This window comes from Halopseudomonas xiamenensis (genome assembly GCF_014219065.1).
GTDB lineage: Bacteria > Pseudomonadota > Gammaproteobacteria > Pseudomonadales > Pseudomonadaceae > Halopseudomonas > Halopseudomonas xiamenensis.
The window spans coordinates 96,080-111,727 of the sequence record NZ_JACLGO010000010.1 but is presented as its reverse complement, the minus strand read 5'-3'; the positions used below and the strand labels follow the sequence as shown (position 1 = coordinate 111,727).

Sequence of the window (15,648 nt, the reverse complement as noted above, 5' to 3'; positions counted from 1 at the left end):
TGTAGGAAAGGAAGTGGCTAGGAGAATGATATCTGAAGTGAAGGGCTTGTTCCTCACAATAAATTTCAAAAAGCTAACAAGCCTTGAAAAAAATACCTCTCAATGTTTTACTTCCTCCAACATTGCAGGATTTGGAGGAGACGGGCATGCGAGCTTTTATAGCTGGACTTGGGATTTCTGAGGCAGGAGGCGCAGAACTTGGCCTGTTAGCTTTTTTGTAGGGGCACTTCTGTTGTGGGGATTTATCACCACGATAAAGAGATTTAGGCTGACCATCAGCATTGACAGGGATTAGATATGAACTTAACAGCAGAGCGTTGGTTGCAAGGGATCTGCAGTCGTGGTGGCCAAGGTGCAGTATCAGTAGCGGAGCTAGGTGATGCCAATTGGCTGGATATCTACTCGCCCCGCCCGGACTTTCGCGGCGCGCTCTATCAGTTCCTGATCGGCCTGCTGCAAATCGCTTACGCCCCACGGGATGTGAAGGAGTGGCGAGACCGCTACAACAGGCCACCAACCCATGAGGAACTGCAGGCAGCCTTCGAACCCTTCAAACATGCATTTCTGCTGGAAAACGACGGCCCTGCCTTCATGCAGGATCTGGCGCTGCCGGATGAAGTCAACCAGCTACCGGTACTGGAGCTGTTAATCGACGCCGGCTCCTCCAGCAACCGTTATTTCAACAAGCCGGCATCAGATCATGGACTGTGCGAAGCCTGCTTCACCCAGGCGCTGCTCACTCTGCAGATCAATGCGCCTTCCGGCGGGCGTGGCGTTCGCACCTCGCTGCGTGGCGGCGGCCCGCTGACCACCCTACTGCTGCCTGCCGATGAAAACGCGACCTTGTGGCAGAAACTCTGGCTCAATGTGATACCACTGGACGCCCTTGACCATCCGCCGGTGAAAGAGTTGAGCGACGTGCTGCCCTGGTTGGCACCCACCCGCACCAGCGACGACAAGAGCGGGCAGGACACTCCGCCAGAATCCGTGCATCCGTTACAAGCCTACTGGAGCATGCCCCGTCGTATCCGACTGGATGCTTCGACTGTGGATCAGGGCCCATGCGCTGTCTGCGCCGCGACGAACGTACGCTTGATTCGCCACTACCGCACTCGCCATGGCGGCACCAACTATACCGGCACCTGGGTACATCCGCTGACGCCCTATAGCCTGGACGCCAAGGGTGAAAAACCGCCCATATCCAGCAAGGGGCACCAAGCCGGTCGCGGCTATCGAGACTGGCTGGGGTTGGTATTGGGCAACGACACCCACCAGCCTGACGCCGCCAAGGTGGTGTCCCACTTCACAACCAAGGTGCGCAGCCCGCAGGCGCGGCTATGGTGCTTCGGATTTTCGATGTCGAACATGAAGTCCCTTTGCTGGTACGACAGCACCCTGCCGGTGCATGTCATCGAATCTGATGTGCTCCGCCCTTTCACCAAGACCGTAAAACAGTTGCTCGACTCCGCCGAGGAGATGGCGAGCACATTACACAGACAAGTCAAGGCCGCCTGGTTCCGCCGTCCCGGTGATGCCGGTAATGAACCCGCAGTCCCACAGAGCTTCTGGCAAGGTTCGGAAGCCATTTTCTATCGACTGCTGGATGAATTGGCCGTGCTGGATTTCGACAGCAAGGCAAAACTGGCCCCTATCTACCGCCGCTGGCTTCTGGAAACACGTCGGCTGATGCTGGATCTCTTTGATCATTGGGTATTGAGCAGTCCATTCGAGCATCAGGACATGCAGCGCGTGATCAAGGCCAGGGCAGCGTTAACCAGGGACCTCAACAGCGGCAAGACGTTGAAGCCGTTGTGGGAAGTTGTAAATCGCCATCACAAGGAGCCGGCATGAAACCCAGAAGACTCAAACTGAACGACGCTCAGCAACGCTGGGTACGCGATTGGTGGCGAGCCTTGCAACCACGCCAGGCCGAAGATCCGCCTTTACCCGGCGGACTCTGGGCAATGGGTCGCGGCGAGCGGGCCCAGCTGCGTCGCTGCAAGGATGCCGAGGAACTGCTGAGTCAGGCCGCCACCCTGTTGCTGGCCGAGCGCCTGATTGCGCTGGACGATAATGCAGGCTTTCTGTCCGACCAGCCCATCAGCTATGAACGAGTGGCGTGGGTGGCGGGTGTGCTGGCTACCATTAAGAGCGATGCGCAGGACAATAAAAGCCTAGCCTGGCATCTTGGCCACGGCGCGGACAATGAGCGCCCCAGGATGAGCGAGCTGCGCTTCAAGACCATGCAACGCAGCTCTACTCTGCATGACCTGTTCCGTCATTGGCGGCGCGCAGTTCAACTGGCCGAGGGCTCGGCGGATGTAGCGCGGCTGGCCGACGACCTGTTGAACTGGCAAATGGAACTCGGGCAATCCGCCCTTCGCGCCAGTGATGGCATCAAGTTTCACTGGGCCTGTGATTATTACCTAAGCAAGCGGGAGCAGGCAGCAGCCGTGGAACCCGTATCCAACAAGGAGTTGACCGCATGACTCGTTTCGTCCAGCTGCATATGCTGATTTCCTACCCGCCCGCCAACCTCAACCGCGACGACCTGGGTAACCCCAAGACCGCGCGCATGGGAGGTATCGAACGTCTGCGGGTATCCTCGCAAAGCCTCAAGCGTGCCTGGCGCACATCGGAGCTGTTCCAGCAGGAGCTGGCCGGCAACATCGGCACACGCACCAAGCGTCTGGGTGTCGAAGTGTTCGATGCCCTGACCACTGCGGGCATCGCTGAAAAGCAGGCTAGGGACTGGGCCGGGCAGATCGCCAGAGTCTACGGCGCAGCGAAGAAGGACAATCCGCTGGAAATCGAGCAATTGGTGCATATTGCACCGCAGGAGCGAGCTACTCTGGATGCGCTGGTTGCCACGCTGGCCCAGGAAAAGCGCGCCCCTACCGATGAAGAGCTGGACAGTCTGCTGCACACCCAGACGGCAGTGGATATTGCCATGTTCGGGCGCATGCTGGCCTCCAAGACGCAATTCAACGGCGAGGCCGCAGTACAGGTAGCCCATGCCCTGGGCGTACATGCTTCTGCCATCGAAGATGACTACTTCACCGCAGTCGATGATCTCAACCGCGACGATCCCGGCGCCGCTCATATTGGTGAGTCCGGCTTCGCCGCCGCCGTGTTCTACCAGTACCTGTGCATCGACCGTGACCTGTTGAAGCAGAATCTGGGTGACGACGAAGCCCTCACGCAAAAGGCACTGCGCGCGCTCATGCAGGCCGCACTGACCGTCGGCCCCAGCGGCAAGCAGAACAGCTTCGCCAGCCGCGCCTATGCCCACTATGCATTGGCGGAAAAGGGTTCACAGCAACCCCGGTCGCTTTCCCTGGCCTTCGTCAAGCCGGTCACCGGTGATGATTATGCCCATGCTGCGGTACAGGTGCTGGAGCAGGTACGCGACAACATGGACAAGGTTTACGGCGCCTGTGCCGACAGCCGAAACCAGTTCAATGTGCTTACGGGCGAAGGCTCGCTGGCCGAGTTGCTTGACTTCGTTGCTCAGGAGTAGCCATGACAGACTATCTGCTGCTGCGCCTCTACGGGCCGCTGGCCAGCTGGGGCGAGATCGCGGTGGGCGAATTGCGGCACTCGGCGGCACACCCTTCTCGCTCTGCGCTGCTGGGGCTGCTGGGTGCCACACTGGGCATCACACGAGACGATGAGTCTGGTCAGAGAGCGCTGACCGCTGGCTATCGCTTCGGTATCAAGCTGGAGAGCACAGGCTCACCGTTGCGTGACTACCATACGATTCAGGTAGGCGTTGCACCGCGCAAGTTCCAGTTCCGCTCGCGCCGCCAGGAACTGGCGGCAGCCAAGGTAGACACCATCCTTTCTGCGCGGGAATACCGTTGCGACAGTCTGGCGCTGGTGGCAGTGGAAGCCTTGCCGGAGGCGCCTGCCGATCTGGACACGCTGGCGCAGGCACTGCGCCAACCGCACTTTCCCCTCTACCTGGGACGCAAATCCTGTCCACTGGCCTTGCCGTTATTACCGCAACGCGCGGCAACCACCACTCTGCGTGAGGCGCTGGATGACATGACATGGCCCTCATTGCTGGGGTTGCTGGATAAGCACCAGCCGCAGCAGAGCTGGCCAAATCGACAGGATCGCCAGGCGTTCCGCATAAAACAGGTGCGCTACTACTGGGAGGACGGTATGGAAGCAGGTCTGCAACCCAGCTTCGAAGCGGTGCGCCACGACCAGCCGCTGTCACGTACTCGCTGGCAGTTCGCACCGCGCCGTGAATGGGTAGCTCTGAGCGAGGGAGAGCAGGCATGAGCCATTATTTTTCCCATGTCCGCCTGGTGGCCAGCCTGAGACAGGATGACTGGCTGCGCAATCTGGCACGACACGGTGAGCCCTACCGGGATCACGCATTGATCTGGCGGCTGTTTCCCGGGGATGACATGCCCCGGGACTTTCTGTTTCGACGCCTGGAGGACGAGCGCAGCTTCTACGTTGTATCCGCCCGCCCACCGCAACCGGACTCAGGCTTGTTCGATATCAAGAGCAAACCTTATGCACCACAACTGGAACAAGGGGCATGGTTACGCTTTGATCTGCGTGCCAATCCTACGGTCAGCGTGCGCCAGGAAAGTGGCCGCTCTCGCCGGCATGATGTCCTGATGCATGCCAAACAGAGCGCGACTGGCCAGCAACAGGAGCGGCTGTCAGAGATACGCGATGCAGCCGGCCGGGCCTGGTTGTTGGAACGTGCCGAACACTGGGGGTTGTCGATCAGGCCCGAAAGCCTGCTGCAGAATGGCTATCGTCAACACCGGCTCCGACGCAAGGGCAACAATATCGAATACTCCAGTCTCGATTATCAGGGCGTAGCCCAGGTCAGCGACCCGGAACGTTTGCGCACCGCATTACTGGAAGGTGTCGGTCACAGCAAGGGGTTCGGATGCGGTCTGCTGCTGGTCAAGCCCATGTAGATACAACAGGGAAGAAGACGAGCCATGAAAGCCAAGCTGCAGGTACTGGAGCAGGACATCGCCACCCATTCCAAGAATGGTGTGGAATATATCTGTATTACAGACATTGCGCGCTACAAGGGTGGGGATCGAACCGGCATCATTATCGGCAACTGGTTGCGTAACCGTAACACTATCGAATTCCTCGGAATCTGGGAGCAGCTCAACAATCCGAGTTTTAAAGTCATCGAATTCGATGACTTTAAAAAACAAGCCGGTCTCAACAGTTTCACCCTGACACCCAAGCAATGGATTGAGCAGACGGGTGCGATCGGACTGATTTCCAAGGCTGGGCGCTACGGCGGAGGCACCTTTGCCCAGAAAGACATTGCCTTCGAGTTCGCCAGCTGGATTTCGGTGGAGTTCAAGCTTTACCTGATCAAGGAGTTCCAGCGCCTCAAGGAGCAGGAGTTTCAACAGCTGGGCTGGGATATCCGGCGCAACCTGGCCAAGGTCAACTATCTGATCCATACCGATGCGATCCGCGAAAACCTGATCCCCGAAACCTTGTCTCCCAAACAGATCAGCTTTGTCTATGCCAGCGAAGCCGATCTGCTCAACATGGCTCTATTTGGCGTCACCGCCAAGCAATGGCGAGATGCAAACCCGACCCTGAAGGGTAATATCCGGGATCATGCCAATATTCACCAGTTGGTCTGTCTGGCCAATATGGAAACAATGAATGCCCATTTTATTGCCGAAGGCTTACCCCAGCCTGACCGCCTGAAGAAGTTGAATGAATTGGCCATTCGGCAAATGCGCGTATTGCTTGAAACCACTCGCACCCCGCTCCTCAGTGAGGACAACTGAGCATGGCCAGCACACTGTTACCGCCTCTCAAACCGTTACCCATGAAAGATCGGGTATCCATGATTTTCGTCCAGTATGGACAGATCGATGTGCTGGATGGCGCTTTCGTGGTGATAGACAAAACCGGCATACGAACCCACATCCCGGTCGGCTCAGTAGCCTGCATCATGCTGGAACCTGGCACACGGGTATCCCATGCTGCTGTTCATCTGGCGTCGACCGTGGGCACCCTGCTGGTATGGGTGGGCGAATCAGGTGTACGTCTGTATGCCAGTGGCCAACCGGGAGGCGCTCGGGCAGACCGCCTGCTCTACCAGGCCAAACTGGCGCTGGATGACGACCTACGCCTGAAAGTGGTACGCAAGATGTATGAAATACGCTTTCAGGAGCCGGCACCCGCACGCCGCAGTGTGGAGCAGTTGCGCGGCATCGAAGGCGCCAGAGTACGCGAGACCTATAAATTGCTGGCCAAGCAGTACGGAGTCAACTGGCAATCGCGCAATTACGATCGCAACAAATGGGACGCAGCAGATATCCCCAACCGCTGCCTGTCAGCAGCCACATCCTGCCTGTACGGCATTACCGAAGCTGCCGTACTGGCCGCAGGCTATGCACCTGCCGTGGGATTTATACATACCGGCAAACCATTGTCATTTGTCTACGATATTGCCGACCTGTTCAAGTTCGAGACAGTAGTACCATTGGCCTTTCGTATTGCCGCCAAAGCACCGCACCAGCCAGAACGGGAAGTACGCCTGGGCTGTCGCGACCTGTTTCGTTCCAGCAAGATATTGGCAAAGATCATCCCCACTATTGAAGAAGTCCTGGCCGCAGGAGAAATATCACCTCCAGAAGCACCACCCGAATCAGTTCCACCAGCAATACCCAACCCCGAAAGCATCGGCGATGCAGGTCACAGGGCACAATAATGAGTTTTCTGGTCGTCGTTACCGAGAATGTTCCTCCTCGTTTGCGAGGCCGAATGGCTATCTGGCTACTCGAAGTACGAGCTGGCGTTTATATCGGTGATGTTTCCAGAAGAACACGGGAAATGATCTGGCAGCAGCTCAGCGAAGGGCACGAAGAGGGCAACGTGGTAATGGCCTGGGCCAGCAATAACGAATCCGGTTATGAGTTCCAAACCTTGGGCGCCAACCGGCGCTTACCTGTCGAATTTGACGGCCTACGCTTGGTGGCTTTCCACCCTCTTGATACCCCCGATCTTTAACAAGGAAAATTGGTAGAAATTTAGCTGCCGATTTTTCCTTTAAGGAACAGTCGGTTATGCTAAGAGTGTTCCCCGCACCTGCGGGGATTAACCGTGGTCCTTATCGCCCTCGAATGGGCGCGGATCGTGTTCCCCGCACCTGCGGGGATTAACCGGTAGGTCTGTGGCCGGATGCCGACCTGCACGAGTGTTCCCCGCACCTGCGGGGATTAACCGCTGACCACCTCGACTGAGGAAGGCTCTGGGGAGTGTTCCCCGCACCTGCGGGGATTAACCGGCCATCAGCGAGACGCTGGGTATCCGCAACCGGTGTTCCCCGCACCTGCGGGGATTAACCGGACGGCTATATCGTTCGTGGAAATCAAGCTATGTGTTCCCCGCACCTGCGGGGATTAACCGCCAGGCGAGCAGGGCCGCCCATAGGTCGGGATGTGTTCCCCGCACCTGCGGGGATTAACCGCAGTGGAGGGCGGCCGCATGACCCTGGACGAAGTGTTCCCCGCACCTGCGGGGATTAACCGCTTATGCTGGCGCATCGCGTTGTCTGGGAAATGTGTTCCCCGCACCTGCGGGGATTAACCGTCACCCATCTGCTGATCGCGCTTGGTCAGCCTGTGTTCCCCGCACCTGCGGGGATTAACCGGACACGCCGGGGGCCAGGGCGCCCACTCTGGAGTGTTCCCCGCACCTGCGGGGATTAACCGCATTCAACGCCTACATTCGCGAGCGTGACAGAGTGTTCCCCGCACCTGCGGGGATTAACCGATCATGCGCTCAATCGCGGATGGCGAGCTCCCGTGTTCCCCGCACCTGCGGGGATTAACCGCCGGAGTGTGTTTGTCTCTATGGGCGTTGACAGTGTTCCCCGCACCTGCGGGGATTAACCGCTGCTGCCGTGATCGACGTTGATGCTCTGGTAGTGTTCCCCGCACCTGCGGGGATTAACCGCCCATTATCGGGTAGCTCAGGGTGCTTTTGGCGTGTTCCCCGCACCTGCGGGGATTAACCGAAAAGCTAGGCAGCCTTGCCGCTGTTGCATCAGTGTTCCCCGCACCTGCGGGGATTAACCGGTGCCTGAGCGCGCGGATAACGCCGGTGACGACGTGTTCCCCGCACCTGCGGGGATTAACCGCTCCATCTTGAGCTGATCCAGCTTGCCGATACGTGTTCCCCGCACCTGCGGGGATTAACCGCAACCGTTTTCGGCAACCCATTCGTCCCTGTCGTGTTCCCCGCACCTGCGGGGATTAACCGGGGCCGTGGTTAGTTGATATCAGGCGTCCGGCGTGTTCCCCGCACCTGCGGGGATTAACCGCGCATTCAGCGTGGCCCCGCGCCGGTGCTTGCGTGTTCCCCGCACCTGCGGGGATTAACCGTCCCGATCACCGCCATTCAGGTCCATGGGGTGGTGTTCCCCGCACCTGCGGGGATTAACCGCGGACAGCCTATCTACCGGCATGACCAAGCTGGTGTTCCCCGCACCTGCGGGGATTAACCGAGGTCAACCTGCGCGACATCGCCAGCATGTACGTGTTCCCCGCACCTGCGGGGATTAACCGAGGTGAGGGATATGTGCAACTGTTACGACATGGTGTTCCCCGCACCTGCGGGGATTAACCGGTCAGCAAGTTGCTGGATGCCTTTGTCATGCCGTGTTCCCCGCACCTGCGGGGATTAACCGTACATGGGCATTCCCTCGCGGGGTGTGTCGATGTGTTCCCCGCACCTGCGGGGATTAACCGGCATCGCCGAATGTCAGTTCATAGCCTCGGCTGTGTTCCCCGCACCTGCGGGGATTAACCGGATCTTGCCGATCACGCCATCACTGACCCGGCGTGTTCCCCGCACCTGCGGGGATTAACCGCCAAATGTGTCGATTCCCTCCCTCAGTCATCCGTGTTCCCCGCACCTGCGGGGATTAACCGACGGCGTGTTTATCCACTGCCAGCGATTCATCGTGTTCCCCGCACCTGCGGGGATTAACCGCTGGAGCGCGGTCTTGTGCAGGATTCGGCGTAGTGTTCCCCGCACCTGCGGGGATTAACCGATGGAAACATTCCTGACATCCATCCAGCTTGCGTGTTCCCCGCACCTGCGGGGATTAACCGAAAGCGGACAAGGCTGGCGATACCGGATTGGCGTGTTCCCCGCACCTGCGGGGATTAACCGCTGTTCTGCAGCGTGACTACCGCATCGCCAACGTGTTCCCCGCACCTGCGGGGATTAACCGCAAGGCCGGACCCGCCAGCGGTATATCTGGTGGTGTTCCCCGCACCTGCGGGGATTAACCGGAGGAATCATGTCCAGCAAGAAACGATATGAGGTGTTCCCCGCACCTGCGGGGATTAACCGATAAACGCGTGGCGTCGTACAGCTTTGCTGCGGTGTTCCCCGCACCTGCGGGGATTAACCGGTAAAGGCCAGCCCGCGCTGTTCTGCCGATCTGTGTTCCCCGCACCTGCGGGGATTAACCGAAAGCCCGGGGTCTCTGGGTGCCGGTCATACAGTGTTCCCCGCACCTGCGGGGATTAACCGGCTGCGGCCATCCGCGCCGGGTACAGCAAGCGGTGTTCCCCGCACCTGCGGGGATTAACCGATGCCCTCCTCGCCGTAGATGGTCGGCAGCACGTGTTCCCCGCACCTGCGGGGATTAACCGCGAAGAAGTGAGGTGTAGATGGAGGTTGCAGCGTGTTCCCCGCACCTGCGGGGATTAACCGAAAGCGCAAACTAAACGGGTCAGAACCAAGGTGTGTTCCCCGCACCTGCGGGGATTAACCGTCGAGTATCGAGAAACTGGCACCGGACGTGCGGTGTTCCCCGCACCTGCGGGGATTAACCGATGCCGGAGTGGTGACGCTTTATAACCCGGTGGTGTTCCCCGCACCTACGGGGATAAATCAGGGCCAGTCAATCTTCTTGGGAGCTTCTGACCCCAGTAGCCAACTAATCAAGAAGCGGACATCCTGTAGTTTCGGTCACGTTTCATCGCCGCATAGCAATCGAAGCATTACGAGTTTAGACAGGAGATAACTTAACATTGTAACTCTCAGCTTATCGATAAATGGACTAGCCAACTTTAACACTCAGTCCTGAAACGCCACTGACTAAACACTATCCCGGCAAACACACAACCAGCCCCAAGCCATTGCCAGACAGTCAGCCCCTGGCCGAGGAACCAATAGCCCAATACCAGTGCCGACAACGGGCTGAGCAGCAACAGAATCGACATGAACACCGGGTCCAGTCCGCGCAGAGCGCGAAACCACAGCAAATAGGGCAACCCCGTGCCCAGCACCGCCAGGTAGAGATAACCGCCCAGCTCGCCGGCATGCAGCGCAGGTGGCAGCCCCTCGTACCACAGCATCAACGGTAGCAACAGCAATCCACCCAGCAGCAGTTGCCATCCGGTGAAGGCCAGCAGCGGGATGGGCATCTGCCAGCGCTTGATCAACAGGGTGCCCAGCGCCATGCTGACAGCCGCCACCGTGGCGGCGAAGATGCCGACCCCGTCCCAGACCAGCCGGCTTGGCGAGACCAGTACCAGGGCAACCCCGATCAGGCCGAGCAACACGCCCAGCACCGTCTGCCTGGCGGTGTGCTGGCGGAATAGCAGCCAGGCAAAGACCACCACCAACAGTGGCTGCGTGCAGATCAGCAAGGCCGCCAGCCCGCCCGGCAGGCGATAGGCGCTGACGAACAATGGCCAATGCAGCAGCGACATGCACAGCGCGCTGATCAACAGCAGGCGCGGCCACTCGGCCCGCTGCGGCCGGTGGCGGGTCAGCAGCACCATCAACAGCCCTACCGGCAGGATGCGCAGTACCGCAGCGGTCAGCGGCCGATCCGCCGGCAACCATTCGGTGGTGACCAGATAGGTACTGCCCCAGACCAGCGGCGGTAGCGCCGCCATGACCCATAATCGATTCATGCTCTCCCCCTGCCCCCAGATTCTCCGGACGGTACACAGCTGCGGGCAGAAGCTCGAAAGCTTCCGGCCCTTCACCACCGGAGGTGCCAACAACCCTTTCAGCAATATGAGTGCCAAGGTCTTGCCGGCCACGCCAGCCCGGCCTCCCTGTACCCGGTCACGGCGCTGGGCCGGTTCAGGATGAAGCGCTTCGTTGCAGATTGCAGTGGGCAACTGCTTGTCAGCGAACAGCCATTGGCAAACCGGCAGCTGGGACCAAGGCTTTGCGCCTGCTGGTGCGTTTCTTGCTGCGTTATCCCTGCCATCTGCCACTGGAGTCTTGTCATGCAGCGTATACATACCCAACCGGACCCCTTCGAGCCTTTCGCCCTGTCGCAGGCCATCGCCGTTGGCCAGTGGATCTTCGTCTCGGGGCAGGCCGCGCTCGATGCTCAGGGCGAGGTGGTGGGTGCCGGCGACTTTCGGCTACAGGCCGAAACCGCCTTCGGCAATCTGCGCGCCATTCTCGAAGCGGCGGGTTCCGGGCTGGAGGAGGTGGTGAAGGTCACCATCTTCATGACCGACATGCAGTATTTTCCCGAGGTGGTCGAGCTGCGGCGACGCTACTTCTCGCCGCCCTATCCCGCCGACAGCATTGTCGAGGTAAAGGCGCTGGCGATGCCGCAACTCATGTTCGAGATCGAGGCCATCGCCATGCGCGGGGCGCGCGCAGACTGAGCTGCTGCCGGCTATAGCTCCTCCTCGCCGCCACGCAAGCGCTTGAGCCGCCGCCATAGCGTAGTCTGGCTGATGCCGAGGTATTCTGCGGCCTGGCCCTTGTTGCCGCCGAACATCTGCAAGGCCTTGACGATCTCCTCCTGCTCGATGTTATGCAGGTGTCCACCGCGTGGCTCCGCCGGAGGTTGCTCGTAGAGTTCGGGCAGGATTCGCGGCAGCGCTTCCACCAGCACCTCCCAGTTGCCGTACAGCTTGAGCGACACCACCAGGCGCTCGACGTAGTTTTCCAGTTCCCGCACGTTACCGGGCCAGCGGTAGCGCCGAAAGATCGGCGTGACGCCCTTGACCAGTTCGTCGATGGCCACCTCGATGCCGTAGCGCAGCGACTCGTTGCGCATGAGGAACTCGGTGAGCACCGGGATATCCTCCTGGCGTTCACGCAGCGGTGGAATGTGCACCTGGAAGGTACTGATGCGGTAGTACAGGTCCTCGCGAAAACGCCCCGCCCGTACCTCCTCCATCAGGTCGACGTTGGCCGCCGCAACGAACTTGATATCCAGCGGAATGGAACGCCGCGAGCCGACCGGCGAGACCTCCCGTTCCTGCAGCACCCTGAGCAGCTTGGCCTGCTGGGCCAGCGGCAGCGAGTTGATCTCGTCCATGAAGAAGGTACCGCCGTTGGCGCTTTCCAGCAGGCCCGACTTGCCACCACTCTTGGCGCTGGTAAAGGCGCCCTCGGCATAACCGAACAGTTCCGACTCGAACAGCTCGGCCGGAATGGCACCGCAGTTGATGGCGACGAAGGGCCCGTCCGCATGGGCACTGACGTCATGTACCTGGCGTGCGGCCAGTTCCTTGCCGGTACCCGTTTCGCCGCGGATCAGCACGGTACTGGGCGTGGCCCCGTAGATCAGCAATTGGTTCTGCACGTCGGCCATGCGGCTGGAGTGGTATACCAGCCGGCGGTTGTCGCCCTTCTCCAGGGCCACCGGGCTGGGTACCAGATGGTAGAGGAAACCGACCCGCTCACCTTCGACCTCGAACGGCTGCTTGCTGAGGCTGCACAAGCGCTCACCCAGTAACAGCCCTTCGGCGCTGATGCTGTCGGCTTCCAGCACCCTGGCATCAACCAGGCCATCCAGCCAACGGCGGCGCGCTATCGAAGGTACCAGGTTGGTGGCGCCGGTATTCCAGGCCACGATAGCGCCCTCGCGGTTGGTCAGTATCTGGGCATTGCTCGACTGCTCCAGCAGAAACTGCACCAGCGCACGCTGCTGTTGCTGGCGCTTGGCCGCGCCAGCGTGGCGTATCGCCTTGCGGATCAGGTTGCGGCAGGACTCGCGCGAATACAGCAATACCGAATCCAGCCCCCATTGCTCGGCCAGATCGCAGGCATAACTGGAGCCGATGACCACGCCGAACCCCTGGTCGCGCAGGTTATGGAAGAGTTCCTTGGCGTGCTCGGCGGTGCTGTAGGTGTGGTGCGACAGCTCGAAGTCATCGAACAGTCCGAGCATTTCGACGTTGGTTTCCTGCCGCTCGTAGGTGAGCAGCAGGATGCGCGAGGAAATCCGCCGGGCAGTGAGTACCGCCTGGATCAGGTCCGCCTGCTCCACCTTCAGCCCCAGTACGGGTATCGGCAAGGTGTCCTTCAGATAGAAGGCGTTGGCGCCGGCGCTGATGAACACATCCACCGCCTGGCGTTCGATCAGATCCCGCGCTGCGCGCACCGCATCGTTGAAGATGTTGTCGATGATGGTGATGCTGGCCAGGGCCTCGAACTCGGGGATGAGGCTATGCACCAGCCGGCTCAGCTTGGAGTTGCCGATCAGGCACACCCTGACCCGATCAAGTTCCGCATTGGCAAATTCCACCTTCTGACCTCTTTTATTGTTATAGGGAGGGAACAGTGCTCAGGCACGGAAAACCCAGGGCTCCTCCCGCCGTCTTCCGGCCTCGTAATCCTTTATACGCCCAGCATATTGCAAAGTCTCACCAATTTCGTCCAGCCCGCTGAGCAGCCGCTGGCGACGCCCCTCGTCAAGCTCGAAGGCCCAGTCATGGCTACCGACCCGCAGGGTCTTTTCAACCAGGTCCAGCTGCGCCTGCAGGCCGGTATCAGCCTGTGTCAGGGCGAACAGTTGGTCGATGTCAGCCTGGGGCAAGGTCAGCGGCAGCAGGCCGTTGTTGAAGCAGTTATTGCTGAAGATATCGCCGAAGCTGGGGGCGATGATCACCCGCACGCCGAAATCCCGTAGCGCCCAGACCGCATGTTCGCGGCTGGAACCACAGCCGAAATTGGCCTGGGCCAGCACCACGCTGCCGTGTCGATAGGGCTCCTGGTTGAGGATGAAATCGGGATTCTCCCGCCGTGAGGCCAGTGGCGTGTCGATTTCCCCCGGGTCCAGATAACGCTCGTCATCGAACAGAAAGGCACCGAAGCCATGGGATTCCAGACTTTTCAGGTACTGCTTGGGCAACAACATGTCGGTATCGATGTTGGCCCGGTTCAAGGGAATGATGGTTCCCGAATGCGTGATCAGTGGTTGCATGTGTCACAGGCTCCTGAAATCGACCAGCTCACCCGCCACCGCGGCAGCAGCCGCCATCGCCGGGGACATGAGATGAGTACGACCGCCCTTGCCCTGGCGCCCTTCGAAGTTGCGATTGGAGGTGGCCGCGCAGCGTTCCCCGGGGTTGAGCCGGTCGGCATTCATGCCCAGGCACATGGAGCAACCCGGCGCACGCCACTCGAATCCGGCCGCCTTGAAGATGCGATCCAGCCCCTCGCGCTCGGCCTGCAGGCGCACCAGTCCGGAGCCGGGCACCACCAGCGCCTGACGAACCCGACTGTGCACCCGGCGGTCGCGCAGGATCGCCACGGCGGCGCGCAGGTCCTCGATGCGCGCGTTGGTACAGGAGCCGATGAACACGCGATCCACCGGCAGTCCGGCCAGTGGCTGCCCCGGCTCGACTCCCATGTAGCTGCGTGCGCGTTGCCAGTCCATGCGCTGGATGGCATCGCGGGCCTGCCCGTCGTCGGGCACACGGCTATCAATGGCGACCACCATCTCGGGTGAGGTACCCCAGGTCACCTGTGGCTGCACGTCCCGGGCATCGAACTCGATATGCTTGTCGAAATCGGCATCCGCATCGGAATGCAGGGTGTTGCGCCAGTATGCCACCGCCTGCTCCCAGGCCTCGCCCACCGGCGCCATGGGCCGACCGCGAACGTAGCGCTCGGTGACCTCGTCGTAGGCTATCAGTCCGACCCGCGCCCCCGCCTCGATGCTCATGTTGCACAGGGTCATGCGACCTTCCATGCTCAGCGCGGTTATCGCCGTGCCAGTGAACTCCAGCGCATGACCGCTGCCGCCAGCCGTGCCGATGTGGCCGATGATGTACAGGGCCAGATCCTTGGCGGTGATGCCCGGCGCCAGCCTGCCATTGACCTGGATACGGAAATTCTTCAGCTTGCGGCTGCGCAGGGTCTGGGTCGCCAGTACATGCTCCACCTCGCTGCTGCCGATACCATGGGCCAGCGCCGCAAAGGCGCCGTGGGTAGCGGTGTGGGAATCACCGCAGACCAGGGTCAGCCCCGGCAGGGTAAAACCCTGCTCGGGCCCGACGATATGCACTATGCCCTGGCGCGCATCGTCCAGGGAAAACAACGGGATCTCGAAATCACGGCTGTTGTCTTCCAGGGTCGCGATCTGCTGCCGGGCGATCGGGTCAGCCACACCGCCGATGCCCTGCTCGCGGGACAGCGTCGGCACGTTGTGATCCGGCGTTGCCAGGCTGGTATCGCGGCGCCAGGGCTGGCGCGCAGCCTGGCGCAGGTTGGAGAATGCCTGGGGCGAGGTGACCTCGTGCAGCAGATGGCGATCGATATACAGCAGCGTCGAACCGTCCGGCATCTCGGCCACCCGGTGCCGATCCCAGAGCTTGTCATAGAGCGTTTTTGCTCCCATACCTA

At 60.3% G+C, this 15,648-nt stretch carries 13 protein-coding genes and 1 CRISPR repeat array; of the genes, 9 read left to right on the top strand and 4 right to left on the bottom strand.

Going from position 1 to position 15,648, the window contains the following annotated elements; all coding sequences use genetic code 11:
• Positions 1–297 precede the first annotated feature (297 nt).
• Genes casA through cas2e form a run of 8 tightly spaced genes read left to right on the top strand, consistent with a single transcriptional unit; the run spans position 298 to position 7,026 of the window.
• On the top strand, positions 298–1,851 hold the full coding sequence (gene casA / locus H6X51_RS08980; protein WP_185267205.1) for a type I-E CRISPR-associated protein Cse1/CasA: 1,554 nt from the start codon (positions 298–300) through the stop codon (positions 1,849–1,851).
• A complete protein-coding gene (casB, locus tag H6X51_RS08975; RefSeq protein ID WP_185267204.1) occupies positions 1,848–2,489 on the top strand; it encodes a type I-E CRISPR-associated protein Cse2/CasB in 642 nt (213 codons plus the stop codon). The genes casA and casB overlap by 4 nt, the downstream gene beginning before the upstream one ends.
• The gene (gene cas7e, locus H6X51_RS08970) at positions 2,486–3,520 is read left to right on the top strand and encodes a type I-E CRISPR-associated protein Cas7/Cse4/CasC (RefSeq protein WP_185267203.1); all 1,035 of its coding nucleotides are present in this window, start codon (positions 2,486–2,488) and stop codon (positions 3,518–3,520) included. The genes casB and cas7e overlap by 4 nt, the downstream gene beginning before the upstream one ends.
• A 2-nt stretch (positions 3,521–3,522) precedes the next feature.
• Positions 3,523–4,290, top strand: coding sequence for a type I-E CRISPR-associated protein Cas5/CasD (gene cas5e, locus H6X51_RS08965; RefSeq protein WP_185267202.1), 768 nt, complete (start codon positions 3,523–3,525; stop codon positions 4,288–4,290).
• Positions 4,287–4,949, top strand: coding sequence for a type I-E CRISPR-associated protein Cas6/Cse3/CasE (gene cas6e / locus H6X51_RS08960; protein WP_185267201.1), 663 nt, complete (start codon positions 4,287–4,289; stop codon positions 4,947–4,949). Before cas5e ends, cas6e begins: the two co-directional genes overlap by 4 nt.
• A gap of 24 nt (positions 4,950–4,973) precedes the next feature.
• Complete coding sequence (locus H6X51_RS08955; protein WP_185267200.1) at positions 4,974–5,798, top strand: KilA-N domain-containing protein; 825 nt, start codon at positions 4,974–4,976, stop codon at positions 5,796–5,798.
• Positions 5,799–5,800: 2 nt separating this feature from the next.
• Complete coding sequence (gene cas1e / locus H6X51_RS08950; protein ID WP_221627287.1) at positions 5,801–6,727, top strand: type I-E CRISPR-associated endonuclease Cas1e; 927 nt, start codon at positions 5,801–5,803, stop codon at positions 6,725–6,727.
• Positions 6,727–7,026 (top strand): type I-E CRISPR-associated endoribonuclease Cas2e, encoded by a 300-nt coding sequence (cas2e, locus tag H6X51_RS08945; protein WP_185267199.1) that lies wholly within the window; start codon positions 6,727–6,729, stop codon positions 7,024–7,026. The genes cas1e and cas2e overlap by 1 nt, the downstream gene beginning before the upstream one ends.
• 65 nt (positions 7,027–7,091) lie before the next feature.
• A CRISPR array of direct repeats spans positions 7,092–9,927; the repeat unit is 29 nt; unit sequence GTGTTCCCCGCACCTGCGGGGATTAACCG.
• A gap of 176 nt (positions 9,928–10,103) precedes the next feature.
• Here the strand turns inward: cas2e and H6X51_RS08940 are convergent.
• Positions 10,104–10,955: an EamA family transporter gene (locus H6X51_RS08940; RefSeq protein ID WP_185267198.1), complete on the bottom strand. Its 852-nt coding sequence runs from the start codon at positions 10,953–10,955 to the stop codon at positions 10,104–10,106.
• A gap of 324 nt (positions 10,956–11,279) precedes the next feature.
• Between H6X51_RS08940 and H6X51_RS08935 the strand changes: the two genes are divergently transcribed.
• Positions 11,280–11,672, top strand: coding sequence for a RidA family protein (locus tag H6X51_RS08935; protein WP_185267197.1), 393 nt, complete (start codon positions 11,280–11,282; stop codon positions 11,670–11,672).
• Positions 11,673–11,683: 11 nt separating this feature from the next.
• Here H6X51_RS08935 and H6X51_RS08930 read toward each other — a convergent pair whose 3' ends face one another.
• Genes H6X51_RS08930 through leuC form a run of 3 tightly spaced genes read right to left on the bottom strand, consistent with a single transcriptional unit; the run spans position 11,684 to position 15,643 of the window.
• Positions 11,684–13,546: a sigma 54-interacting transcriptional regulator gene (locus H6X51_RS08930; protein ID WP_185267196.1), complete on the bottom strand. Its 1,863-nt coding sequence runs from the start codon at positions 13,544–13,546 to the stop codon at positions 11,684–11,686.
• A gap of 39 nt (positions 13,547–13,585) precedes the next feature.
• On the bottom strand, positions 13,586–14,224 hold the full coding sequence (gene leuD, locus H6X51_RS08925) for a 3-isopropylmalate dehydratase small subunit (RefSeq protein ID WP_185267195.1): 639 nt from the start codon (positions 14,222–14,224) through the stop codon (positions 13,586–13,588).
• Positions 14,225–14,227: 3 nt separating this feature from the next.
• On the bottom strand, positions 14,228–15,643 hold the full coding sequence (gene leuC, locus H6X51_RS08920; protein ID WP_185267194.1) for a 3-isopropylmalate dehydratase large subunit: 1,416 nt from the start codon (positions 15,641–15,643) through the stop codon (positions 14,228–14,230).
• Positions 15,644–15,648 lie beyond the last annotated feature (5 nt).

What these genes read in the sequence shown, in the direction of transcription:
- leuC (WP_185267194.1), bottom strand. Translation starts at nt 15,643, where the DNA reads ATGGGAGCAAAAACGCTCTATGACAAGCTCTGGGATCGGCACCGGGTG.
- leuD (WP_185267195.1), bottom strand. Translation starts at nt 14,224, where the DNA reads ATGCAACCACTGATCACGCATTCGGGAACCATCATTCCCTTGAACCGG.
- cas5e (WP_185267202.1), top strand. Translation starts at nt 3,523, where the DNA reads ATGACAGACTATCTGCTGCTGCGCCTCTACGGGCCGCTGGCCAGCTGG.
- cas7e (WP_185267203.1), top strand. Translation starts at nt 2,486, where the DNA reads ATGACTCGTTTCGTCCAGCTGCATATGCTGATTTCCTACCCGCCCGCC.
- H6X51_RS08955 (WP_185267200.1), top strand. Translation starts at nt 4,974, where the DNA reads ATGAAAGCCAAGCTGCAGGTACTGGAGCAGGACATCGCCACCCATTCC.
- H6X51_RS08935 (WP_185267197.1), top strand. Translation starts at nt 11,280, where the DNA reads ATGCAGCGTATACATACCCAACCGGACCCCTTCGAGCCTTTCGCCCTG.
- cas1e (WP_221627287.1), top strand. Translation starts at nt 5,801, where the DNA reads ATGGCCAGCACACTGTTACCGCCTCTCAAACCGTTACCCATGAAAGAT.
- H6X51_RS08940 (WP_185267198.1), bottom strand. Translation starts at nt 10,955, where the DNA reads ATGAATCGATTATGGGTCATGGCGGCGCTACCGCCGCTGGTCTGGGGC.
- casA (WP_185267205.1), top strand. Translation starts at nt 298, where the DNA reads ATGAACTTAACAGCAGAGCGTTGGTTGCAAGGGATCTGCAGTCGTGGT.
- casB (WP_185267204.1), top strand. Translation starts at nt 1,848, where the DNA reads ATGAAACCCAGAAGACTCAAACTGAACGACGCTCAGCAACGCTGGGTA.
- cas2e (WP_185267199.1), top strand. Translation starts at nt 6,727, where the DNA reads ATGAGTTTTCTGGTCGTCGTTACCGAGAATGTTCCTCCTCGTTTGCGA.
- cas6e (WP_185267201.1), top strand. Translation starts at nt 4,287, where the DNA reads ATGAGCCATTATTTTTCCCATGTCCGCCTGGTGGCCAGCCTGAGACAG.